We start from the raw sequence: 22,259 nt of genomic DNA on the forward strand, positions 1-22,259 counted from the left end.
AAAGAGAGAAAGTGTCGGCCGGGCGGATCATTGGGCTTGGGGAAAGCGGATCCGGGCAGGCGAGCTGAAGGCGCCGCCCTGTGCCGGGACGGGCCTGCAAATAGGCTTTTGCGGGCCTGCGGTCAATGAGTCATGGACTCGCGCAGCCTTCATGCGGGTCCAGTCCGGACTCCCCTGCGGTGAATCGAAAACTGGTATGAAAAAAGGCCCGGGGCTTTCGCGCCGGGCCTTTTTCGGTGAGCGGGATCTCTCGGAGTCTCAGAAGGGTTTGACGACCACCAGGATCACCACGACGACCGCCACGAGGCTGGGCACCTCGTTCAGCATGCGCAGCGCCTTGCCGCTCATCCCGCGCTGTCCCTTCGCCAGCTTCTTGCCATAGCTCACCAGCCAGCCATGATAGGCCGAGAGCGCCACCACGAAGAGCAGCTTGGCGTGCAGCCAGGGCATGGACCAGTAGTGCATGGCCGTCGCCAGCGCGATCCCGAAGACCCACACGGCGATGAGTGAAGGCGTGAGGATGATCTTGCGCAGCTTGGCCTCGCGATCGATCCAGCGCGCCTCTTCGGGCGAGCCGGCTTCGGCCTCCTGATGGTAGACGAAATAGCGCGGCAGCATGAACAATCCGGCCATCCAGAAGATCACGAAGATGATGTGGCCGGCCTTCAGCCAGAGGTAGGTGGTCTGCAAGATCTGCTCCATGAGCCTTAATCGTCCCTCTTGAAAGCGTGTGCCCTGTTGGCGGCTATCTAGGGGCTCGACGCGTGCCTGAAAAGATCAGGCGCGGCGCCAGGCCCGGACGGTGGAAAGAAGGCGCTCGACGTGCGCGATCGGGGTATGCTGGCCGATTCCATGTCCGAGATTGAAGACATGGGGACGGTCCGCGAAGGCATCGAGAACGCGCCGGGCCTCGGATTCCAGCTCGTCTCCGCCCGCCAGCACGAGGAGGGGATCGAAATTGCCCTGCACCGGCATTCCGGCAGGCAGTTCGCGCGCGGCCCAGACCGGGTCGATGGTTTCATCCACGCCGACTGCGTCGACGCCGCTCTCGCGGGCATAGGCGGGCAGCTTCTCGCCCGCGCCCTTGGGAAAACCGATGATAGGTGTCTCGGGATGGCGGGCGCGCAGTTCCTTCACGATGCGTGCATTGGGCGCGATGACCCAGCGTTCGAACTGCGACGGGGAAAGAGTCCCCGACCAGGAGTCGAAAAGCTGGATCGCTTCGGCTCCGGCCTCGATCTGCCCGGAGAGATAGTCGACGGTGACCTCGGTTATACCCTCCACGATAGCCTGAAAGCCCTCGGGATCGCGATAGGCCAGCGCGCGTGTCTCTGCCTGGTCCCGACTCCCCTCACCCGCGACCATATAGGTAGCCACGGTCCAGGGAGACCCGGCGAAGCCGAGCATCGTCTTGGTAGGGTCAAGCTGGGCCCGAACCTTGCGCACGGTATCGTAGATAGGCGCCAGACGCTCAGGGACCGCTTCCAGGGCGCTCAGGGCACTATCCACAAGGCGTGGAGAAAGCCTGGGACCCTCACCTGCCACGAAGGTGAGGTCCTGTCCCATCGCAAACGGTACGATCAGAATGTCGGAAAACAGGATCGCGCCATCGAACCCGAAACGGCGGATCGGCTGCATCGTGATCTCGGCGGCGGCATCGGTGTCATAAACCAGCGCCAGGAAGCCGCCCTTTTCGGCCCGCAACTCGCGGTATTCCGGGAGATAGCGGCCGGCCTGGCGCATCAGCCAGATCGGGCGTTCCTCGGTGTTCGAGCCGCGCAGAGTGTCGAGAAGGAGACCAGGCATCGCGTTCTTTTCCGTTCCGAACAAAAAAATTTAGAATTTTTATAAAAGGTTGATGGAGTCTGTTGGCCCTGTGGATATCGGGGATTGGCGGGCAATGCCCGAATTGTCCCCGGATGAACAGGGCGAATGAGTCCGAACGACTCTTCCTGACTCCGGAGTCAAAGATTCATTATCCGCCCTATCCACAGGGTGTGGAAGATTCCGAGAGCCTGTCCAGAAGTGGAGGAGCGAATCCGGGGCACTGGGGAGGATAAGTGCCTCGCGAGTTGTCACCGAAGCTATCCCGTGGTTTATGGCCCCTCTATCCACAGGGCTGTCCCACGGGGCCCCGGCTCCCGAAGTGCCCCGCAAAGGACCTTGCCTAGCCGTCATGGCGCGTTTTCACCTCCATCTTCTTTCGGATTCCACGGGCGAAACGCTCGAGATGATCGCCAAGGCGGCGCTCGCGCAGTTCGACGATACCGAAGTGCTGCGGCACTTCTGGCCGATGGTCCGTTCGCAGCAGCACCTCGACCGGATCATGGGGGAGATTTCCACAAACCCCGGGCTCGTCTTCTATACCCTCGTCAACGAGAACACGCGCAGCCGCCTGGAAGAGACCTGCCAGAAGCTGGGCCTGCCCGCGATCGCCGTACTCGACGGGGTGACCGATGCGCTCGAGGCACTTCTGGGCCAGGAAGCCAAGGGCCGTCCGGGCCGCCAGCACCGCCTCGATGACGCCTACTTCGCGCGCGTGGACGCGATTCAATTCACCATCGCGCACGACGACGGCATCGCCTGGGAGGACTGGGAGGAAGCCGACATCGTGCTCGCGGGCGTCTCGCGCACGAGCAAGACGCCGACCTCGATCTACCTTGCCAACCGTGGCTTCAAGGTGGCGAACATTCCCATCGTGCCCGAGAGCCCTCCTCCCCCTTCTCTCTATGGCCTGAAGCGTCCGCTGGTGGTGGGCCTGACGACCGCGCCCGAGCGCCTGATCCAGGTGCGCCGCAACCGTCTTCTTTCGCTCAGCCAGTCGCCCGACACCGACTACGTCCAGAGCGAGAAGGTCGAAAGCGAAGTGAAATATGCCCGGCGTATGTTCGCGGACAATTCCTGGCCGGTGATCGATGTCACCCGCCGTTCGATCGAGGAGACGGCGGCCGCGGTCATCAACCTGCACAACGAACGCAAGGCGGCCGGTCGGACCGGCCAGGTCGGCCCGAAGCCGATCTGACCCTGGCGTTGCTATCCCTGACTCACTCATTGCGAAAATACCCATGATCCTGCTTGCATCCAAGAGCGCCTCGCGGCGCGCCATGCTCGAGGCGGCCGATATCGCCTTCACCGCCCAGCCCGCCGATATCGACGAGCGGGCGCTCGAAGCGTCACTTGGCGGGGCCCCTGCCCCCGAAATCGCCCTGGCCCTGGCGCGCGAGAAGGCACTTGCCGTTTCGCAGGCGAACCCGGGCGAACTGGTGCTGGGGAGCGATTCACTCGTGGTGTGCGGCGACATGCGCTTCGACAAGCCGGCCGACCGCGAGGCCGCCGCGGCCCATCTGCGCTTCTTCTCGGGCAAGGTGATGCACCTTCACAGCGCGGCCGCGCTCGCCCGCGGGGGCGAGGTGCTCTGGTCCGAAGCTGCCGAGGCGCGTCTTCATGTCGCCCCTCTCTCCGAGGCCTTCATCGAGACCTATCTTGCGGCCGAGTGGCCCGAAGTGGCCGGGTGTGTCGGCGTGTTTCGCATCGAGGGGCGCGGCGTGCAGATCTTCGAGGAGATCGCGGGCGACTATTTCACGATCCTGGGCATGCCGCTGCTCAAGGTACAGGCGGCACTGCGCCGCATGGGAGTCCTGGAGCGATGAGTACAAGCATGACGAACGAGGCAGACGCGCTGCCCTATGCCGAAGTGATCGGCGATCCGATTGCCCAATCCAAGTCGCCCGTGATTCACGGCTTCTGGATCGAGAAGCTGGGGCTGTCCGCGCGCTATGACCATTGCCATGTCCGCCTTGAAGACCTGGAGGACTATCTGGCGCGTCGGAGGGGCGATCCGCTCTGGCGCGGCTGCAACGTCACCATGCCGCACAAGCTGGCAGTCCTGCCACTGCTCGACCGACTGGAGCCGATTGCCGAGTCTATTGGCGCGGTGAACACTATCGTGCGCGAGGATGACGGCACGCTGACGGGCACCAACACCGATGCGCCGGGCTTTCTCGAGCCGCTGCGCGCCACGCTCGACAAGACTCACCTCTTCCGCATGGCGCGCGTGCTGGGGACCGGCGGCGCGGCGCGGGCCATCGTTGCCGCACTGGCGCGCGAGCACTTCACCATCGTGTTGGCCGGACGCAATCCGGAAAAAGCGCGCGCGATGCTGGACGAGCTCGACCCCGAGGGGGAGCACCACGCCATCGCCCTCGACCATTTCGCCGATGCCACCGACTTTGCCTTTGATGACCGGCAGGGCTGTTTCGACCTCATCGTCAACGCCAGTCCGCTGGGCATGACCGGACAGCCCCCGCTCGCCTTCGATTTCAGCCACGCACCGCCCGCCTCGGTGGTCTACGACATCGTCACCAGCCCGCTCGAGACCGATTTTCTGACAGCGGCGCAGGAGGCTGGCTTTGCCACCGTCGACGGGCTCTCGATGCTGATCGGCCAGGCGGACGTCGCCTTCGAACGCTTCTTCGGCGCCAAGCCTCCGCGCGAGGACGACGAGGAACTGCGCGCGCGGATTCTGGCCTGACACCCTGGTGCCGCCACAAGGAGAGGACACCGCCATGGCACGACCCCGCTTCCTGGGCCTGACCGGATCGATCGGCATGGGCAAGTCGACCGTGGCGAGCATGTTTCGCGACGAAGGCGTGCCGGTCTTCGATGCGGACGCCGAGGTCCATGCCCTGCAGGGCCCGGGCGGCGAACTGCTGGGTGCCATCGAGTCCGCTTTTCCGGGCACGACCGGGCCGGACGGAGTGGACCGCGCGGCGCTGGGCGCGGCGGTGTTCGGCGATACCGAGGCGCTCGCGCGACTCGAAGCCATCGTCCATCCCGCCGTGGCGACTCGGCGCGAGGCGTTCGTCGCGGCCAATCTCGGGTGCCCCTTCGTGGTCTTCGATATACCGCTCCTTTACGAAAAGGGCGGATACCGGGACGTGGACGCGGTTGCGGTCGTGTCCGCTCCGGCCGATATCCAGCGCGAACGCGTGCTGGCCCGGCCGGGGATGAACGAGGAAAAGTTCGAGAGGATTCTGAAACTTCAGGTGCCTGACGCGGAGAAACGCGCGCGCGCCGATCACGTGATCGATACCGGAACCAGCCTGGAGGAAACGCGCGCGCAGGTGCACGCCCTCGTCACGGCGCTCGGCGGTGCAGAATAATCGCTGTTCAGACCTTGCGCCCGGGCTCTGTGAGGCAGATATGAGATAAGATGCGCGAGATTATCTTCGATACCGAGACCACCGGCTTTGACCCCAAGAACGGGGACCGTATGGTCGAGATCGGCTGTGTCGAGATGATCAACCGGGTCGAGACGGGCAATTCCTACCACGCCTATTTCAACCCCCAGCGCTCGATGCCCGCCGAGGCCGAGGCGGTCCACGGCCTGTCCGAAGCCTTCCTTGCCGACAAGCCACTCTTTGCCGAGTGCGCGCAGGAGTTTCTCGACTTCGTCCAGGACAGCCCGATGGTCGCCCACAACGCGACCTTCGACTTCAACTTCATCAACGCCGAGCTGGCGATGGCCGGACACCGTGCGATCGACCTTGATCGCATGGTCGACACCATCGTGCTGGCCAAGGCCAAGCACCCGGGCGCGAAACTTTCGCTCGATGCGCTGTGCTCGCGCTATGGAATTGATCGAAGTCATCGCACCAAGCACGGCGCTCTCCTAGACGCCGAATTGTTGGCGCAGGTCTATGTGGAGCTGCGGGGCGGCCGCCAGATAGGTCTCGAACTGGTCGCACAAACAACTGAGATCGTGTCGGAAACCAAGGTCCTCACACGAAAGGATCGTCCCTTCCGACAGCCGCGTCCCCACGCGGCCACCGATGAGGAACTTTCCGCGCACGCGGAGTTTCTGAAGTCGGTCGATACCCCGCTTTGGGGTGCCTGATAACGATAGAAAAGAGGAGTATTCGCCCATGGATATCCGTGTCTCCGGTCATCAAGTCGAAACCGGCGAGGCCCTGCAGATCCACGCCAACGAACGGCTGACGGCGATCATCGAAAAGTACTTCAACAGGGCCATATCGTCACAGGTGACTTTCGGGCGTGCCCCGGCCGGAGCGTTCCGCTGCGACATTGTCATGCACGCCATGCAGAATCTCGTGCTCAAGGGCACCGGCATCGCCCATGACGCGCATGTCGCGCTCGACCAGGCGGCCGAGAAGATCGACAAGCAGCTGCGCCGCTACAAGCGCCGCCTTACCGACCGTTCCGAGCAGGCCGCGCACGCGATGGCCATGGCCGATGGGTCGATCGTCGAGGAAGCGGCCTACACCATCTTCGAGGAAGCCCCGAGCGAGCAGGAAGAGGATATCGACACCGATGCCCCCGTCGTGATCGCCGAAACCCGGGTCGACATTCCCGAGGCCACGGTGTCGGATGCGGTGATGATGCTGGACTTGCGCAACACCACGGCGCTCTTTTTCAAAAACGCTGGCACGGGCCGTCATAATATGGTTTACCGCCGCGGCGACGGCTCGATCGGGTGGGTTGAGCCGGCCTGACGCACAGCGCGAGCCCGCAATTTCCACTTCGCGGAAATTCGGCAGCCCCCGAGCATTCGGGGGCTGATCGTGCATAAACGGGACGGAAGAGTGGTCACACGACCGCGATCTTATCTGCAATGACCAGTCTTTTCACTTTGCTTCCGGCCGCAGTCACGTCGATCGACGTGGAGGGCAAGGACGCCATTCTCAAGCATCTCGCCGGGCTCTTTGCCGAGGTCTATGAACTCGACGAGGCGCATGTCCTGGGCGCGCTGCTGGAACGTGAGCAGCTGGGCAGCACCGGGTTCGGGCGCCGCATCGCGATCCCGCACGCCCGCGTCGAGGGCCTCAAGCGCCCCGTTGCGGCCTTTATCCGGCTGGAATCCCCGGCCGAGTTCCAATCGGCCGATGGTCTTCCGGTCGATCTCGTCTTCGGTCTGCTTTCGCCGCTGGGCGCAGGCGCCACGCACCTTCACGCCCTGGCCGCCATCTCGCGCATGATGCGCGATGAACGCATGCACGCCACGCTGGTCGAGGCGACCGGCCCTGAGGCCATCTACGCCCTTCTCAGCAACGTCCTTGACCGCGATGCCGCCTGAGCGTGGCCCCGAGGCCGGGGCCAGCGGCAATCCCCCGGGAGCCAATCTCCACTGGCGCGGGCTGGAAAGCCTCTACGCCTCGGCAGCGATCAACCAGACATTCGCCTCGCGTCTCGAAATTCCGGGCGAGGGCCGTGCGCGCATCCTTTTCGATGTCCGTCCCGAGGTCTTCCACGCAGGGGGCGCGGCGCATGGCACGATCTATTTCAAGATGCTCGACGATGCTGCCTTCTACGCGGCCAATACGCTCGTCTCGGACCGTTTCCTGCTGACTACCGCCTTCAACCTGCACCTGACCAAGCCGGTCACGGGCGGCCGCCTGGTGGCCGAGGGCACCTGGATCAGTGGTCGGCGCCGGGTGTTCGTGGCGGAATCGCGCCTGATCGACGAGGCGGGCGATGAGGTTGGCCGGGGCAGCGGTACCTTCATGCGCTCGCGCATCGCGCTTTCGGGCCTGCCTGGCTACCACACCGCCAGCAAGGACTGAGCCCTATGGATGCGCGTCTCCCGGCCCACATGGAAGTCTCCGCCCTGATCCGGCGAATCGAGTCGGAAGGGGGCTTCGGCATGGTGCTCAACAAGGGCGAGCGCGACGCCGGAACGCTCATGGTCGTGCTTGTCGAAAGAGGCCGCGATTCAAGGGCTTACGAGCGCATGCCACAGCTTGACGGGACCCGAAAATGGACCCTGTCGCGCGAACAAGATCCTGAAAATCCTTGGGAATTTTCCGAATTTCTCGAGCGCCGCGGGGAGCAGGACCCGGACCTCTGGATCGTGGAACTGGACATCGCCGATGGGGTGCGTTTCATCGAAGCTGAGTAGCTTTTTGGGTTGACTTGCAAGCCTTGCAAGCTAAAGGGCGCCCCGCAAAGGCGAACGCGGCCCGGTGGCATTTCGGCACATCCGGCTAGCACGCAGACGGGGAATCGTCGGCAGGTCCGAACGAAGATGTAACGGCTTTCGCAGCCACTTCGTTCCAACCTGTGTCGGACCGTTCACCGCATTAGATTTTGTCTTGATGGGTACGAAGCTTGAGTGGGCGAGCGCGGTGGCGCTGGCCGCATCAGTTGTCACTGCTGTCGTAAGCACCCAGGGTTCGGGTGCAGCCGCGTCCGATCATCAGCCGGTCCCGGCACTCGATCAGAACCCCGTGGTGGAGGCTGAGGACGCCTCTGCCCTTCCCTCTTCCGATTCCAGCGACGTCGCGTTCGTGGCCGAGCCGGTGGTCCAGACGCTCCCCGCGAGCGGCGGCACCGAGGTTTCGGGCGATGACACCGCCGAGACGCTGGCCCAGCTCGTGGCCATGCAGGATGCGCCCGCCAAGCTGAGCCGCAATATGCGCTGCTTGGCCGGTGCGATCTACTTCGAGGCGCGTGGCGAGTCGCTCGAAGGCCAGCTGGCCGTGGGGCGCGTGGTCATCAACCGCGCCAACTCCGACCGCTTCCCCGACAGCTACTGCTCGGTCGTGCTGCAGCGTTCGCAGTTCTCGTTCGTGCGCCGTGGCCGCCTGCCCCATATCCCCGAGCGTTCGGCCGCCTGGAAGCGTGCCGTTGCGGTCGCGCGCATTGCCGCGGCGGATGGCTGGGACAATCCGGCCAAGGGCGCGCTGTTCTTCCACGCGGCCCGTATCTCGCCGCGCTGGGGTCACGCGCGCCTCGCACGCGTCGACAACCACATCTTCTACCGCTGAGCCCTCTAGTGGGCTGAGAAAGGCCGGGGAGCGCCCTTATGCGCTTCCCGGCCTTCGTGTGTCCGGTGCAGACGCTATCAGGCGTCGCGCAGCTCCACCCAGACCGGAGCATGGTCGCTAGCCTTCTCCCGGCCACGGTGCGCCTTGTCGACGCCGCAGGCGACCAGCCGGTCGGCCAGTTCGGGCGAGAGCAGCGCGTGGTCGATGCGAAAGCCATGGTCGCGCGGCCAGGCGCCTGCCTGGTAGTCCCAGTAGGTCCATACGCCGCCTTGCGGGTTGTGCGTCGCGATCGCGTCGGTCCAGCCATCGCCGAGCAGGCGGAAGTAGGCATCGCGCGATTCCGGCTGCATCAGCGCATCGCTCGCCATTGCGGGCGGTGACCAGATGTCGCGGTCGAAGGGGATGACGTTGAAGTCGCCGGTGACGATGGCGGGCACTTCCTCGGCGCGGATCTGGGCCATGCGTTCGCGCAGGCGCTGCATCCAGCGCAGCTTGTAGTCGAACTTGGGGCCGGGAACAGGGTTGCCGTTGGGCAGGTAGATACCGGCCACGCGGATACCGAAGACGTCGGCTTCGATATAGCGCGAATGGTCGTCCTCCGGCTCGCCCGCAAGCCCGCGCTGCACCTCGACCGGCATTTCCCCGTCGGCCAGGATGGCCACGCCATTGAAGCTCTTCTGGCCATGCCAGATGCCCTTGTAGCCCAGCTTCTCGAACTCGGCGATCGGGAAGCCTTCATCCTGCGACTTAATCTCCTGGAGGCAAGCCACGGCAGGGCGCGTCTCGGCGAGCCATTCGAGCAGGCGGGGCAGGCGTGCCTTGACGCCGTTGATGTTGAAGCTGGCGATTTTCATGGCCCGCCTTCTCGGCAGGAGGAGGGGCGCACGTCAAGGCCCGCGCCGTGCCTTTTGGCCTGCGCGGCGCGCTTGTCCGCCGCTATGCGCACGCGCAGGGCGCGCACATTCGTTCGAACCGGAACTTGGGGATCAGATGCTGAAGCTGGAGCCGCAGCCGCAACCTGCGGCGGCCATCGGGTTCTCGACTCGGAAGGCCGCGCCGCCGAGCGATTCGACGTAGTCGACCACGCAGCCGTTGACGAGGTCGAGGCTGACCGGATCGACGACCAGACGCACCCCATCGGTCTCGACCACGCAGTCCTCGCTGTCGGGAGTCTCGGCCAGGCCGAACTTGTACTGGAAGCCCGAACAGCCCCCACCCTCGACCGACAGCCGCAGGATCGCGGGCTTGTCCTGCTTCTGCGCGATCGTGGCGACACGGGCGGCGGCGGACGGGCTGAGAGTGATTGCGGTGTTTTCCATGCCCCCAATGTAGGCCTGCGCGGCCGTGCCGACAAGTTCGCTGCGCGAGGTTGCGGGCAAGGTCCGGGAATCGCATGCGGATTCCCGGATCGTGTCAGGGCCCCTGCCCCCAGGAGCCCTGCAGAGGACGGATCAGGCCATCTGGATGTAGTCGCGCAGTGCCGCAGCCTCGCCTTCGACCTTGTCGATCCGGTACTTCACGATGTCGCCGATCGAGACGAAGCCGACCATGCGCCCCCCTTCGACCACCGGCAGGTGGCGGATGCGGCGCTTGGTCATCATCGCCAGTGCGGTCATGGCTGAGGTGGTGGGATCAACCGTGACGGCGGGCGCGGTCATCACCTCGCGCACGGGCTTGTCGAGGAGTTCTGCGCCGAATTCGCGCAGGCGGTAGAGCACGTCGCGCTCGGAAAAGATGCCTGCAATGGACTCGCCGTCCATCACCGGCATCGCGCCGATGCGGCGCTCGGCAAGAAGCCCGGCCGCCTCACGCACCGTGGCCGAGGCGGGGCAGGTTACAATGTCGTGGCGGCCTTCGAGTATCCTTTCAATCGTCATCCTGCTCTCCCTGTTCGTGAGCGACGGCGCCGGACTCGTTGGACCGGCGCAAAGAGAATACCACAGGCCGCGGCCGCCTACTACTTGCGGAGCTTTCCCGGGGTGACGCTTAGGATTGCCGGATAGAGAAGTATAAGGGGTAAAAAGGAAATAGTGATTCAAGGGGTTATTACCCCTTGACCCCAGAACTGTCAGCCGCAGCGCACTTGGCCAACATGGCGTGTGTAAGGTGAGGTTGACCGTTCTGGGAGCCCGAGGGCGATGGCCTTCGGAATCATTCTTCTGGCCTGCTTCCACTTGCAGAGGGCCCACCAAAGGCGCAGAGGTGGCCCATGGTCCCCCCTTCCCCCCTCGACGATCCCGAGAAGGCCGCGCACGCCTGGGCGCGGTACCTGCGCATCATGCGCTGGATGATGCTGGTCACGGTCGGCTTCGTCGCGGCCGCGATCTACCTGCTCTACCGTTCCAACGGCGCGGTCTCGATCCACTTCTACATCGCCGCCGCGCTGGGCGTGGGATTCACGATGTTGCTGGCCTCGGCGCTGATGGGCCTCGCGTTCCTGTCGAGCGGCACGGGGCACGACGAATCGATCGTCGATCCCCTGGAGGATGAGCGCAACGCGCCCTGAGGACTGGCTTCAGGCCTTCTCGGGAGGGCGCAGACGGTAGCGCTCGACCGGACGGCCGGCGACGAGGTGCTCCTGGATGATCTCTTCCAGCACCTCCTCGGTGCACGAATGGTACCAGACCCCGTCGGGCCAGACGACCGCGACGGGCCCCGCAGTGCAGATGCGCAGGCAATCGGCCTTGGAACGGGCAATGCCCCCCTGCCCTTCGAGACCCAGCTGCTTCAGGCGCTTCTTGAGGTACTTCCAGGCGGCTGCGCCCTTCTCGGGCGGGCAGCACTTGGCCTTCTGGGGCTCGGCGCACAGGAAGATGTGGCGCGAGATATCCTCGCCCCCCGCCTTGGCGAGCGCGGCGCGCGCGATGCGAAGCTCGGCCTCGCTCGCGCTCACGGGCGCAGTGTCCATTCGTTGAGAAGTTCGGGAATGGCGACCGTCTGCCCCGAAGCGTCAACCGCTACCGTCACGCAGCGCGAGAAGACCACGGGGACCTCGTTCTGGGTGACGACGTGAATCATGGTCATGGAGGTGCGCCCGACACGTTCGACCGCGCAGGCGATGGTCACCGGGTCGGGATAGTGCGTCTGGTTCAGATATTCGAGGTTGAGGCTGACCACCATCGTGCTGAGCCCGGTCAGGTGCTTGCGGTAGCCCGAGGCCTCGTAGAAGCGCACGCGCGCGTCCTCGATGTAGGCCGCCATGGTGACGTTGTTGATGTGCCGGTTGAGATCGAGGTCGGCAAAGCGCGGGACGATCTCGTGGTGAAAGGGGTAACGGCTGGCATCGAGCAGCGCGGGATCAGGTTTGGCCATGGCCGATCAGGTAGGAAGTACCAAGGCCCAGGTCCAGCCCCTGAAGGCGCTCTAGCCCTGCCCTACTGGCCTGATCAGACCTTCTTGCCGACGATGCGCGCGATCTCGTCGGCGACGAGGCGCTCGACCATCGGGGGCAGGTTGCGGTCGAGCCATTCGGCGAGCGCAGGGCGCAGGAGTTCGCGCGTGAGGTCTTCGAGCGAGGTTTCGCCCGAGCGCACGATGCGCGGCTTCATGCCGGGTTCGGACATCATCGCCAGAGCGGCGAGCGAATCCTGCATCGACTTGCGGCTCTGCGGCTGGAGCAGCGACGTGTCGTCCCGGGCGGGCGGGGTCTGCGGAGCATCGTCGGCGAGCGCTTCGGCCTCGTCGAGCTCGAGCACCGATTCCTCGTAGCGGGACACAGGGGTCGGTTCGGGCGCGGCATGGGCGCGTGCGCCTTGCGCATTGGCCCCGATGCCCGAGAGCGTCTCGCGCGCGATCACCTTCTTGATCGACTGGAGAATCTCCTCGACCGAAGGTTCGCCGTTGTGACCCATCTCGTAAAAACCCTTAAAAAGCAGGCCCTCGAGTCGGGCGCGCGGTAGATCTAGCTTTCCGGAATGTCGCCGTCCTGGACCGGCGTGTCAACGGTGCGCGTCGAACGGGCCACAGGTGCGGGGTCGCTTTCCCAATCAAAGATCTTGTCGTGGACGCGCTCGTAATTGACCTCAGGGTCGTAGAGAATGCCGCCTTCGAGGTTGAGATCGCGCGCTTCGGCGCGGCCCATCGCGGCCAGCAGAGTGAAGCCGGCCACGTAGGAATTGCGCTGTGCGGTGACGAGATCGGTCTGCGCGTTCAGGTATTCCTGCTCGGCATCAAGAATGTCGAGGATCGTGCGGTTGCCCACCGAGTTTTCGGCGCGCACGCCCTCTAGGCTGAGTTCGCTGGCATCGACGGCGACCTGCGAGGATTCGATGAGATCGAGCGCGGCTCGGTAGGCGGTGAAGGCCGAGCGGACCTGCGCGATCACGTCGCGTTCGGCGGCGATTTCCTGTTCGAGCGCGGCCGAGGCCTGGGCCTGAGCCTGGCGGCGCTGGGCGGCGGGAAGGCCGCCCTGGAAGAGGGGAATCGAGACCTGCGCGCCGATCTGCGCCTGGCGGTCGGTCTGCGGCACGGCGCTGCTGCCCACGCCGCCCAGCGTGTCGAGGTAGTTGCTGTAGCTGCCCCGCCCGAACAGCGCGAGGGTGGGCAGGCGCCCGGCCCCGGCGACGTCGATGTCCTTTTCCGCCGCCCGGCTCGATTCCCGTGCGGAGATCAGCGCGGGGTTGTTGTCGAGCGCGACCATCACCGCCTCGCGCGCGTCGTCCGGCAGGCCGGGCAGAGGCGGAGGCGGGGCCAGCGCTTCGGGCGCCTTGCCGACAAGCTGGATGTAGGTTTCGCGCGCGGCGGCGAGCGTCGCTTCGGCGCTCAGCACGTTGCTCTGCGCCAGCGCCAGGCGCGACTGCGACTGCGCGACATCGGTGCGCGTGACATCGCCGATCTCGAAACGGTCGCGCGTGGCCTGAAGGTTGACCTCCAGCACCGCGACGTTCTTGCGGTTGAGCCCGACCAGCGCCTCGCCCCGGATCACGTCCATGTAGGCCGCGACCACGTTGGCAAAGAGCTGGCTTTCGCTGGCGCGCAGGTCGGCCTGGCCCGCGCCCACACGGATCTTGGCGGCCTTGACGCGGTTCTTGACCGCGCCGCCCGAATAGATCGGCACCTGCACATCGCCCTGACCCTGTACGAGGCGTTCAGGCGCGGTGAACGAGGTGCGGCTGGTCACCACGAACTCGGTGTAGGTGCCCGAGACGCTGGCGCTGGGAAGGCCGGCTGCGCGGGCAATCGCCACGTTCTCGTCCACGCCGCGCTGGCCGGAACGGGCCGCTTCCAGCGTCGGGTTGGTCTGGTAGGCCTGGACGAGAGCTTCGCGCAAGGTATCGGCCCGCGCCGGAAGTACCCCGGCGAGGCTGACCAGTGCAGCGCCTGTCATCATCCCGGCACGCCGCGCGAGCCGGGACATGGTCAGAAGCTCCAGCGCTTGGGCGCTGCGAATTCGGGAACGGCGGGAATGCCCTGCTCGTGGACGGGCAGGAGGGCCAGGTGGCCAGCCGTCTTGACGCCCACGGCGAGACGCGAGACGCCGCGCAGGATTTCCCCGGTGACCACGCGGCCTTCATCGTCCAGGCGGGCAACGAGCGCTTCGGGCAGTTCCTCGGCGGCGCCGTCGACCAGGATCAGGTCGTAGCCGCCCTGGCCGGCTTCGAGCGCCTGTGCCGGGGTGATCGTGTCGAACTCGGCGACGAGCGTGCGCAGCAGGGCGGCGTAGTAGCCATTGGCATCGCCCACCAGCAGGATCTTCTTCGCCTGGGTCGGGTCCGCCTCGGTCAGCGCGGCGCCGTAGAACAGCGGGGCGGCCAGGAAACGGCCTTCGCCCAGCGGCACGGCGCGGTCGATGTAGGCGGCGTCCTTCCAGTCCGCGGGCACGAAGTCTTCACGCGCGACGCTCGCCATCGCGGTCAGAACCCAGGGTTCGTTGACGCCGCTGGTGCGCAGCTGGCTGGAGATCATCGCGCGGCGGGCTTCGTTCGGCGCGGTGGCGGACCGGTCCTCGGTCAGGGTCATCTGTTCACTATCCCTCAAGCAAGCGCGGCTGTCGGGCCTGATGGTCCCAGGCAGAAGATGCGCGCGGATAAGTCGGCTTTTGCAAAGCGCCTTCTAGGCCAAGGAGGCCTTCGGGCTCAAGTGCTTTGAACGGCACTGGTCGATCCATCTTGACGCTTTGACGATGGGGGGCACGCGGCCTATGGGAACTCGCAAAAGCACAACAGGTCCCAAGTCCGGGACCGCGCAACAGGAGCGTTTGATCCCATGGCCGAAATGGTGACTATCCGCGAAGACGACCTGATCGAAAGTGTCGCCGACGCTCTCCAGTACATCAGCTACTACCATCCGATGGACTACATCCGCGCGCTGGGCGAGGCCTACGAGGCCGAGCAGGGCCCCGCCGCGAAGGACGCGATCGCGCAGATTCTCACCAATTCGCGCATGTGCGCCGAAGGCCACCGCCCGATCTGCCAGGACACCGGCATCGTCAACGTCTTCATCGAGTGGGGCCAGAACTGCCGCCTCGAGAGCGACCGCTCCTTGCAGGAAGTGGTCGATGAAGGCGTGCGCCGCGCTTACGGCAACAAGGAAAACAAGCTGCGCGCCTCGGTGCTGGCGGATCCGGCCTTCACCCGCCGCAACACCAAGGACAACACGCCTTCGGTGCTCTCGGTCTCGATGGTTCCGGGCAACAAGATCACCGTCGACGTGGCGGCCAAGGGCGGCGGCTCGGAAGCCAAGTCCAAGTTCAAGATGATGAACCCCAGCGACAACATCGTCGACTGGGTGCTCGAAATGCTGCCGCAGATGGGCGCGGGCTGGTGCCCGCCGGGCATGCTGGGCATCGGCATCGGCGGCACCGCCGAGCACTGCGTCAAGCTTGCCAAGCAGAGCCTGATGGACCCGATCGACATGGGCCAGCTCAAGGCGCGCGGCCCCCAGAACGACATCGAGGCGCTGCGCATCGAGATCTTCGACAAGGTCAACGCGATGGGCATCGGCGCGCAGGGGCTGGGCGGCCTTGCCACCATCCTCGACGTCAAGATCCTCGACTGGCCCTGCCACGCGGCGAACAAGCCGGTCGCGATGATCCCCAACTGCGCGGCGACCCGCCACGCGCACTTCACGCTGGACGGTTCGGGCCCGAGCTACCTCGAAAAGCCCAACCTCGCCGACTGGCCGCAGGTGGAATGGAAGCCGAGCAAGGAAGCCATCCGCGTCGATCTCGACACCCTCACCCCCGAGGATGTGAAGAGCTGGAAGCAGGGTGACCGCCTGCTGCTGAACGGCAAGATGCTGACCGGACGTGACGCGGCCCACAAGCGCATCCAGGACATGCTCGCCAAGGGCGAGGAACTGCCTGTCGATTTCAAGGGCCGCGTGATCTACTACGTGGGCCCCGTCGACCCGGTGCGCGACGAAGTCGTCGGCCCGGCTGGCCCGACCACCGCCACGCGCATGGACAAGTTCATGGACACCATGCTCGAGCAGGGCCTCCTGGCGTGCGTCGGTAAGGCCGAGCGCGGACCCGCCGCGACCGAATCCATCGCCAAGCACGAATCCTCCTACCTCATGGCGGTTGGCGGTGCGGCCTACCTCGTGTCCCGCGCGATCAAGGAAGCCAAGGTCGTCGGCTTCGAGGACCTGGGCATGGAAGCGATCTACGAGTTCACCGTCGAGGATATGCCGGTGACCGTGGCGGTCGATTCCGAAGGCAAGAACGTCCACCAGCTCGCCCCGCTGGTGTGGCAGGAAAAGATCGCCAAGGAGCACCTGCTCGCCGACTGAGCGGGAGAACCTTTGCGAACCTGAAGACGGGCGGGCGGCGCAAGCTGACCCGCCCGTTTTGCTGTCAGGGGCAAATATTCATGGGGCCATCGCCCCTTGACCCCAAAACGGTCTACCTCACCTTTCTCACGCAACGCGGCGTGCGCAAGGTGAGGTAGACAGTTCGGGGAGCCCGAGGGCGATGGCCCTCGGAACTCTATGACTTTCCGGCTTCTGCCGGACGATCCGCACACCTCTCGACAAAAAGCCATTGCGAACCGACCGGGGAACTGGCCTGATTGCACCTGCCGGGGCTAAGGCAGGGGAACAATGGCCATCGTATCTGAAAATCCACGCGTTCCTGCGCGCATGGTGCTGCTTTCGCTGGCAGCGCTCTGGGCGTGCTATTTCATCGTCGCGACCTTGCGCGGGGCCTTCATGGGCTTCGATTTCGCCTGGCCGATCATCTCGCGAAGGCTGACGATCTGTCTGCTCTCGATGATGGTCATGGCCGCGGTCTGGCCGCTGCTCCAGATGCTCGACCGCAAGTCGAACCTGGTGCGCCTGGTGATCGTGCTGGTGGGCGCCTTGCCGCTTGCCCTGCTGCTCAGTCTCATCAACGCAATGGTCTTTGCCGACCTGGAAATGGCGATGAAGACGGCCGACAAGGAAGGTCTGACCCAGATCGATCCGGGCAAGGTCCGCGTGATGCAGGATGAGGCGGGGAACATCCTTGTTGATCTGCCCAAGTCGTCCTCGCGCGAAACGGACCAGCAGGAGGCGCCGCCCGCCCCTCCCGTCACGAGCTCGGCCGTGCCCGATGTCGTCCCCGGCATGAGCGATGATGCAGGACCGCTGCTGGACGATACCGGCCGGGGCCCTGCGTCGGCGGGTATCATGCCCGGCGCGGAAGGGGGGATTACCATCCGCACCAACGGCGGCGCGCGTGACACCCTGTTCGGGCGCTGGGCGGGCATGGCCGACACGACCTTCGGGCGCTACTTCCTCGTCCTGGCCTGGGCCGCACTCTATTTCGCGCTCGCCAAGGCGGAAGAGGCGCGCGCGGCCGAGCGGCGCGAGGGCGAGTACCGCCGCGCCGCCGAAGCGGCCGAGCTGCGCTCGCTGCGCTACCAGGTCAATCCGCACTTCCTGTTCAATACGCTGAACTCGCTCTCCGCGCTGGTCATGACCGGGCGCCAGGAGGCGGCCGAGACGATGATCCAGACGCTCTCGACCTTCTACCGCCGCACGCTGAACGGCGATCCCACCAACGACATGCGCCTGCTGGATGAGATCGAGATGCAGAAGCTCTACCTCTCGATCGAGGGGGTACGTTTCCCTAATCGTTTGCAGACTCACTTCACGATTGACGAGGACGTCGCCGATGCGATGGTACCGGGCATGATCCTGCAGCCGCTGGTCGAGAACTCGGTGAAGTACGCGGTCGCGGCCACGCAGCGTCCGGTCACGATCACGATCTCGGCCCGGCGCGGCGAAGGGGAAGACGGTGAGGCCGATCGCCTTGTGCTCACCGTGTGCGACGATGGCCCCGGCGTGCCCTTGAACAAGGCCGACGGGTGCGGCATCGGATTGACCAACGTGCGCGATCGCTTGCGCGCGCGCTACGCGAATACGGCCAGGCTGGCCTACGGTCCGCAGGAGGAGGGGGGCTTTGCGACCGTCCTCGACCTGCCGCTGGAGACCGAACAGGGAGCAGCCGGGGCGAGGGAGACGAGATTTGACGGATAGCAACGCCATGCCGAATGGTGCCAACGACACCGTGACCAGTGCGCCGCTGCGCACCCTGATCGTGGACGACGAGCCGCTGGCGGTGGAGCGCATGCAGGTGATCTGCTCGCGGCTGGGTTCGGTCTCGGTGGTCGGCACGGCCAGCGATGGCGAGGCCGCGCTGCGCCTGTGCGAGGCGCTGCATCCCGATCTTCTGCTGCTCGATCTCACCATGCCCGAGACCGATGGACTGACCGTCGCGCGGCGTCTGGCGCGCCAGGACAATGCGCCCGCGGTGATCTTCGTCACCGCGCACGACGAATTCGCGGTCGAGGCCTTCGATCTCGACGCGGTGGACTATGTCCTCAAGCCCGTGACGCCCGAGCGGCTGGAACGCGCGATCGGGCGCGTCATTGCCCGGCGCGGCGAACGCACCGAGCCCAGGAGCGACTGGCTGGAGGAATTCTGGGTGCCGCACCGCTCCGAACTGGTGCGCGTGCCCGCCGACGATGTGCAGCGCATCGATGCCGAGCGTGACTACGTGCGCCTCCACGTGGGCGAGCAGAGCTATCTCCTGCTCCAGACCATCACCAGCCTGCAGGAGCGGCTCGACCCGGCGCGCTTCATTCGCATCCACCGCAGCCACATCCTGCGCCGCGACCACGTGACCGGCCTCAAGCACGAGGGCCTGGGCGTGTGGTCGGTCGAAACGACGAGCGGTGACAGCCTGCGCATCGGGCGCACGTACCTGCCCGAGGTGAAGAAGATGGCGGGGCGCTGATCCTGGGCTCAGGAAGAAGGTATTGATTCAACGGGCCATCGCCCCTTGACCCCAGAACGGGCGACCTCATTTCTCTCAGATACCGTCGCGTGTGTGAGGTGAGGTCGACAGTTTTGGGAGCCCGAGAGCGATGGCCCTCGGAAATCTCTCTTTTCCTGTACCCCGCACACACAAAGAGGCGGGCCGCCAGAGGCAGCCCACCAAGTCGGTATCCGGGTCATTTCTTCTTATGGGACCTCGGGGATGGGGGATCAGCCGCCGTAGCGCTGGGCCTTTTCCTGGTCGCGCATGGCGGCCGCGATCTGGCCGTCGACCTTCTCGGTGGCCTTGCGGTAGCAGGCCTGCGACGAGGAGCTGGGCAGGAAGGAGTCGACCGCGCGTTCGTCCATCCGGCAAACCTTGCGGGCCGTCTTCACGAGGCGGCGCTCCAGGGTCTCCTGGCCTTCGACCGTGCTGAGGTCGAGGTCGGTGTAGTAGACGGTCGCGGTGGGGATGCTTTCCTGCGCAGCGGCGGGAGTGGCGGTAGCGGCGAGGCCGACCATGGCAGCGGGACCAACAAGGGCAGCGGCGAAAAGGGCAGTCTTCGTGAACATCGTGTTTCCTCCTATGGTGAGCAGGTCCGCGATGTGTGTGTCGGCCGGCTCGTTGAGTTTCTTCTGCACCCATCCCGGCCCCCCTTCACGCGGGCATCTATGGTGGGTCGTCCAAGGTCGACCAAAGGCAAGGGCAGCGGACAAACGACGTTTGTAGTCGACGAACGGCATGGGCCGGAGCCCGCGCAAATGCGGGGATGCCTGCGCAAGGCGGCGACTCGCAGGACCTGATTCGCAAGGGGCGTGCAGGGCCCCGGTGCAGGCCCCCATGCAGGGGGATTGGCATCGGGGCGCAAGCCGCGTTAGGCTGCGCGATGTGACCATTGCCGTTCTCGTCGTCTTCTGTCTGGGCGTGATCAACTTCGCCGCCCACAAGGCCGTCCTGGAAAGCGGGCATCCCATGCTCGCGCAGGTCCCCTGGCTGCTGAAGTCGCTGGGCGGGCGGGCCAGTCTTATCGTCGAGTTCGTGATGCTGCTGGGCGCGCTGCTGATGGTCTCGGCCGGATCGCAGGGCTGGGCGCTGCTCTACCTTGTCTATTCGCTCGTCAACGGCGTTGCCGCCTGGCTGATTGTCACCGAGCGTCTGTAGGTCGGGAACCGGGGGGCGTACGGGGCTTTTCGCCAAGCATGGAACAGGCATCGCAGACACCCGCCGACGTAGCGCAACCCGACGATTCAACGCCCGGCGGCGCAAAGGCGCGGCGTCTCTGGCTGGTGTGCAATCCGGCAAGCGGCAGCAACGACGCGCAGACCCAGCGCGAGGCGAAGCAGGCTCTGGAGTCCGCGGGCTTCGATGTCGCGCGCACGTTGTACTTCCCCGATGATCCCGCGCCCAAGGCGGCGGATCTGGATGAGGAAGGGGTCGAGGTTGTCGCCACGTTCGGCGGCGATGGCACGGTCCATGCGGTCGTCACGGGCCTGTTCGGCTGGGGCGGTGCGGTCCTGGTCCTGCCGGGCGGCACGATGAATCTCCTCGCCAAAACGCTGCACGGCCCGGCCAGCGCGGACGAGATCGCCGCGCGTCTTGAAAGCGGGGAAGGGCGCCGCGTGCGCACGCCTGTCATCGACACCCGGCACGGAACCGCGCTGACCGGCGTGCTTGCGGGGCCGGGCACGATCTGGAACGAGGTGCGGGAGGCTTTGCGCGATGCGAACCTGATCGAGGTGGTCGCCACCGCGCGCCAGGCCATCAGCTATTCCACCAACGGGCCCAAGGTCGTGTGTGACCAGAGCGATTGCGGGCGCGAGGACGGCTATGCGGCGATCACCGTCAATCCGGGCGAGGAGGGTCTGTCCGCCCGTGGTTACTACGCAGAATCGCTGGCCGACTATGCGGGGCAGGGGATTGCGCTGCTCAACCGCGACTTCCGCAATGGGCCGCACGATGATCTTGGCGTCCACCAGCGTATCCGTCTCGTCTGCCCGGCGGGCGAGCCGATGGGCCTGCTCATCGACGGCGAACCCTTTGATGGCGAGCCCGAGGAAATATTCGAGCTTGCACCCTGCGAGGTCGATCTTATTGCCACGCGCGAGGTATAGGGCGTGAAGGCGAGTTCCTTCGCGCCGGGGCGAAATGGCCCGAAACGCAGACTCAACGCAGGTGAAAGTGCATGAATGACCGCCCGCTCAAGCTGTTTCATCTGAGCGATATCCACTTCGGGCTCGAGGACCGCAGCGCCCTCGCCTGGGTCGAGCGTTGCATCGAGCGCGAAAAGCCCGATGCCCTTGCCATCACCGGCGACCTCACCATGCGCGCGCGCCACCGCGAGTTCGATGCGGCCTGTGCGTGGATTCAGGGGCTGGACCTTCCCGTCACCGTCGAGGTGGGCAACCACGATATCCCCTACGCCAATCTCTACCAGCGCTTCTTCGATCCCTACCGCCGCTTCAACCGGATCGAGCATCTGGTCGAGGCCGAACTGGGCCTGCCGCGTCTTGCCGTGATCCCGCTCAAGACGACCACGCGCGCGCAGTGGCAGCGCTTTCCCTGGTCGAACGGCTGGGTGACGAAGAAGGCGCTGGAGGAAACGCTGGCCGCGATCGACGCGCAGCCCGAAGGCACGCGTATCCTCATCGCCGCGCACCACCCGCTGACCGAGCGGCGCGAACATGACAACAAGCTGCTGACCATCAACGGCACCCGCACGATGGAAGCGCTGGCGGGGCGCAAGGTCGCCGCGATCCTTTCGGGCCACATCCACGATCCCTTCGACCTCGTCGCGGAGACGAAGGCAGGCCCGCTGCGGATGATCGGCGCGGGCACGCTCTCGCAGCGCATCCGTTCGACCCCGCCCAGCTTCAACGAGATCGTGATCGAGGGCGAGGACATTCGGGTCACCGCGCGCAACCTGGAAGACGTGGCAAGCCGCGACATGATGATCTGCGACGTGCCCGAGAACGCGCTGCCCCCGCGCGATCCCGAAGAGCCGGTGGCGCCCGTGGGCAGGGTGCCCGAAGTCGATCCGCCGGTAAGCTGATCTGCACATACGAAAAGAGCCGCAGTTTCCTGCGGCTCTTTTCGTATATAGTTGTTTAGAAAGAACAGATCCGAGGGCCATTGCCCTCGGGCTCCCCGAACTGTCGACCTCACCTTCTGCGCGCCACCTGGGCTGTGAAGGGTGAGGTCGCCCATTCTGGGGTCAAGGGGCAATAGCCCCTTGAGAATCC

At 65.4% G+C, this 22,259-nt stretch carries 28 protein-coding genes; 17 read left to right on the top strand and 11 right to left on the bottom strand.

What is annotated here, in order from left to right:
* Positions 1 to 258: 258 nt before the first annotated feature.
* Positions 259 to 702, bottom strand: coding sequence for a CopD family protein (locus HT578_RS12945; protein WP_039389904.1), 444 nt, complete (start codon positions 700 to 702; stop codon positions 259 to 261).
* 75 nt (positions 703 to 777) lie between these two features.
* The gene (gene hemE, locus HT578_RS12950; RefSeq protein WP_213499916.1) at positions 778 to 1,806 is read right to left on the bottom strand and encodes a uroporphyrinogen decarboxylase; all 1,029 of its coding nucleotides are present in this window, start codon (positions 1,804 to 1,806) and stop codon (positions 778 to 780) included.
* 370 nt (positions 1,807 to 2,176) lie between these two features.
* Between hemE and HT578_RS12955 the strand changes: the two genes are divergently transcribed.
* The 10 genes from HT578_RS12955 (at position 2,177) to HT578_RS13000 (ending at position 8,783) form a co-directional block, all read left to right on the top strand.
* The gene (locus HT578_RS12955) at positions 2,177 to 3,022 is read left to right on the top strand and encodes a pyruvate, water dikinase regulatory protein (protein WP_039389899.1); all 846 of its coding nucleotides are present in this window, start codon (positions 2,177 to 2,179) and stop codon (positions 3,020 to 3,022) included.
* Between the two features lie 43 nt (positions 3,023 to 3,065).
* Positions 3,066 to 3,650, top strand: a complete 585-nt coding sequence (locus HT578_RS12960; RefSeq protein WP_213499918.1) for a Maf family protein — start codon at positions 3,066 to 3,068, stop codon at positions 3,648 to 3,650.
* An 8-nt stretch (positions 3,651 to 3,658) separates the two neighbouring features.
* On the top strand, positions 3,659 to 4,531 hold the full coding sequence (locus HT578_RS12965) for a shikimate dehydrogenase family protein (RefSeq protein WP_213499920.1): 873 nt from the start codon (positions 3,659 to 3,661) through the stop codon (positions 4,529 to 4,531).
* Positions 4,532 to 4,565: 34 nt separating this feature from the next.
* A complete protein-coding gene (gene coaE / locus HT578_RS12970) occupies positions 4,566 to 5,162 on the top strand; it encodes a dephospho-CoA kinase (protein WP_213499922.1) in 597 nt (198 codons plus the stop codon).
* Positions 5,163 to 5,212: 50 nt separating this feature from the next.
* A complete protein-coding gene (gene dnaQ / locus HT578_RS12975) occupies positions 5,213 to 5,896 on the top strand; it encodes a DNA polymerase III subunit epsilon (protein ID WP_213499924.1) in 684 nt (227 codons plus the stop codon).
* A gap of 28 nt (positions 5,897 to 5,924) precedes the next feature.
* A complete protein-coding gene (gene hpf / locus HT578_RS12980; protein ID WP_039389893.1) occupies positions 5,925 to 6,512 on the top strand; it encodes a ribosome hibernation-promoting factor, HPF/YfiA family in 588 nt (195 codons plus the stop codon).
* A gap of 119 nt (positions 6,513 to 6,631) precedes the next feature.
* The gene (locus HT578_RS12985) at positions 6,632 to 7,093 is read left to right on the top strand and encodes a PTS sugar transporter subunit IIA (RefSeq protein WP_039389891.1); all 462 of its coding nucleotides are present in this window, start codon (positions 6,632 to 6,634) and stop codon (positions 7,091 to 7,093) included.
* Entirely contained in the window at positions 7,083 to 7,580 is a 498-nt protein-coding gene (locus tag HT578_RS12990; RefSeq protein ID WP_213504313.1) for a PaaI family thioesterase, read from the top strand. Before HT578_RS12985 ends, HT578_RS12990 begins: the two co-directional genes overlap by 11 nt.
* Before the next feature lie 5 nt (positions 7,581 to 7,585).
* Positions 7,586 to 7,915, top strand: a complete 330-nt coding sequence (locus tag HT578_RS12995) for a DUF1491 family protein (RefSeq protein WP_213499926.1) — start codon at positions 7,586 to 7,588, stop codon at positions 7,913 to 7,915.
* A gap of 196 nt (positions 7,916 to 8,111) precedes the next feature.
* Positions 8,112 to 8,783: a cell wall hydrolase gene (locus HT578_RS13000; RefSeq protein ID WP_213499928.1), complete on the top strand. Its 672-nt coding sequence runs from the start codon at positions 8,112 to 8,114 to the stop codon at positions 8,781 to 8,783.
* A gap of 77 nt (positions 8,784 to 8,860) precedes the next feature.
* Here HT578_RS13000 and xth read toward each other — a convergent pair whose 3' ends face one another.
* The 3 genes from xth to HT578_RS13015 all read right to left on the bottom strand — a co-directional run bounded on the left by xth (position 8,861) and on the right by HT578_RS13015 (position 10,660).
* Positions 8,861 to 9,637 carry an exodeoxyribonuclease III gene (gene xth / locus HT578_RS13005; protein ID WP_213499930.1) on the bottom strand — a complete coding sequence of 259 codons (777 nt, stop codon included), beginning with the start codon at positions 9,635 to 9,637 and terminating at the stop codon, positions 8,861 to 8,863.
* Between the two features lie 132 nt (positions 9,638 to 9,769).
* Positions 9,770 to 10,102 (bottom strand): iron-sulfur cluster insertion protein ErpA, encoded by a 333-nt coding sequence (gene erpA / locus HT578_RS13010; RefSeq protein ID WP_213504315.1) that lies wholly within the window; start codon positions 10,100 to 10,102, stop codon positions 9,770 to 9,772.
* A gap of 132 nt (positions 10,103 to 10,234) precedes the next feature.
* Positions 10,235 to 10,660, bottom strand: coding sequence for a CBS domain-containing protein (locus HT578_RS13015; protein WP_039389879.1), 426 nt, complete (start codon positions 10,658 to 10,660; stop codon positions 10,235 to 10,237).
* A 332-nt stretch (positions 10,661 to 10,992) separates the two neighbouring features.
* Here HT578_RS13015 and HT578_RS13020 point away from each other — a divergent pair, with 332 nt between their 5' ends.
* Positions 10,993 to 11,289 (top strand): hypothetical protein, encoded by a 297-nt coding sequence (locus HT578_RS13020; protein ID WP_213499932.1) that lies wholly within the window; start codon positions 10,993 to 10,995, stop codon positions 11,287 to 11,289.
* Between the two features lie 9 nt (positions 11,290 to 11,298).
* On the opposite strand, the gene HT578_RS13025 is transcribed toward HT578_RS13020, so the two are convergent.
* From HT578_RS13025 to HT578_RS13045, 5 genes are all read right to left on the bottom strand, one after another.
* The gene (locus HT578_RS13025) at positions 11,299 to 11,676 is read right to left on the bottom strand and encodes a (2Fe-2S) ferredoxin domain-containing protein (protein ID WP_239026279.1); all 378 of its coding nucleotides are present in this window, start codon (positions 11,674 to 11,676) and stop codon (positions 11,299 to 11,301) included.
* On the bottom strand, positions 11,673 to 12,095 hold the full coding sequence (locus tag HT578_RS13030) for an acyl-CoA thioesterase (protein ID WP_213499936.1): 423 nt from the start codon (positions 12,093 to 12,095) through the stop codon (positions 11,673 to 11,675). The genes HT578_RS13025 and HT578_RS13030 overlap by 4 nt, the downstream gene beginning before the upstream one ends.
* Positions 12,096 to 12,169: 74 nt before the next feature.
* Positions 12,170 to 12,634, bottom strand: coding sequence for a DUF2497 domain-containing protein (locus tag HT578_RS13035; RefSeq protein WP_039389872.1), 465 nt, complete (start codon positions 12,632 to 12,634; stop codon positions 12,170 to 12,172).
* Positions 12,635 to 12,684: 50 nt separating this feature from the next.
* Entirely contained in the window at positions 12,685 to 14,139 is a 1,455-nt protein-coding gene (locus HT578_RS13040) for a TolC family outer membrane protein (RefSeq protein WP_039389870.1), read from the bottom strand.
* 2 nt (positions 14,140 to 14,141) lie between these two features.
* Positions 14,142 to 14,741 carry a protein-L-isoaspartate O-methyltransferase family protein gene (locus tag HT578_RS13045; protein WP_039389868.1) on the bottom strand — a complete coding sequence of 200 codons (600 nt, stop codon included), beginning with the start codon at positions 14,739 to 14,741 and terminating at the stop codon, positions 14,142 to 14,144.
* A 246-nt stretch (positions 14,742 to 14,987) separates the two neighbouring features.
* Between HT578_RS13045 and HT578_RS13050 the strand changes: the two genes are divergently transcribed.
* From HT578_RS13050 to HT578_RS13060, 3 genes are all read left to right on the top strand, one after another.
* Entirely contained in the window at positions 14,988 to 16,511 is a 1,524-nt protein-coding gene (locus HT578_RS13050) for a fumarate hydratase (protein WP_199904351.1), read from the top strand.
* Between the two features lie 309 nt (positions 16,512 to 16,820).
* Positions 16,821 to 18,239, top strand: coding sequence for a sensor histidine kinase (locus HT578_RS13055; protein WP_213499937.1), 1,419 nt, complete (start codon positions 16,821 to 16,823; stop codon positions 18,237 to 18,239).
* Between the two features lie 7 nt (positions 18,240 to 18,246).
* On the top strand, positions 18,247 to 18,999 hold the full coding sequence (locus tag HT578_RS13060; protein WP_052322099.1) for a LytR/AlgR family response regulator transcription factor: 753 nt from the start codon (positions 18,247 to 18,249) through the stop codon (positions 18,997 to 18,999).
* A 251-nt stretch (positions 19,000 to 19,250) separates the two neighbouring features.
* Here HT578_RS13060 and HT578_RS13065 read toward each other — a convergent pair whose 3' ends face one another.
* Positions 19,251 to 19,592, bottom strand: a complete 342-nt coding sequence (locus HT578_RS13065; protein WP_039391981.1) for a UrcA family protein — start codon at positions 19,590 to 19,592, stop codon at positions 19,251 to 19,253.
* A 316-nt stretch (positions 19,593 to 19,908) separates the two neighbouring features.
* Here HT578_RS13065 and HT578_RS13070 point away from each other — a divergent pair, with 316 nt between their 5' ends.
* From HT578_RS13070 to HT578_RS13080, 3 genes are all read left to right on the top strand, one after another.
* Complete coding sequence (locus tag HT578_RS13070; RefSeq protein ID WP_239026280.1) at positions 19,909 to 20,181, top strand: hypothetical protein; 273 nt, start codon at positions 19,909 to 19,911, stop codon at positions 20,179 to 20,181.
* Between the two features lie 38 nt (positions 20,182 to 20,219).
* On the top strand, positions 20,220 to 21,131 hold the full coding sequence (locus tag HT578_RS13075; RefSeq protein ID WP_213499939.1) for a diacylglycerol/lipid kinase family protein: 912 nt from the start codon (positions 20,220 to 20,222) through the stop codon (positions 21,129 to 21,131).
* A gap of 71 nt (positions 21,132 to 21,202) precedes the next feature.
* Entirely contained in the window at positions 21,203 to 22,069 is an 867-nt protein-coding gene (locus HT578_RS13080) for a metallophosphoesterase family protein (RefSeq protein WP_213499940.1), read from the top strand.
* The last annotated feature ends 190 nt before the right edge of the window (positions 22,070 to 22,259 follow it).

Origin of the sequence: Novosphingobium decolorationis (assembly GCF_018417475.1) — a bacterium.
Taxonomy (GTDB): domain Bacteria; phylum Pseudomonadota; class Alphaproteobacteria; order Sphingomonadales; family Sphingomonadaceae; genus Novosphingobium; species Novosphingobium decolorationis.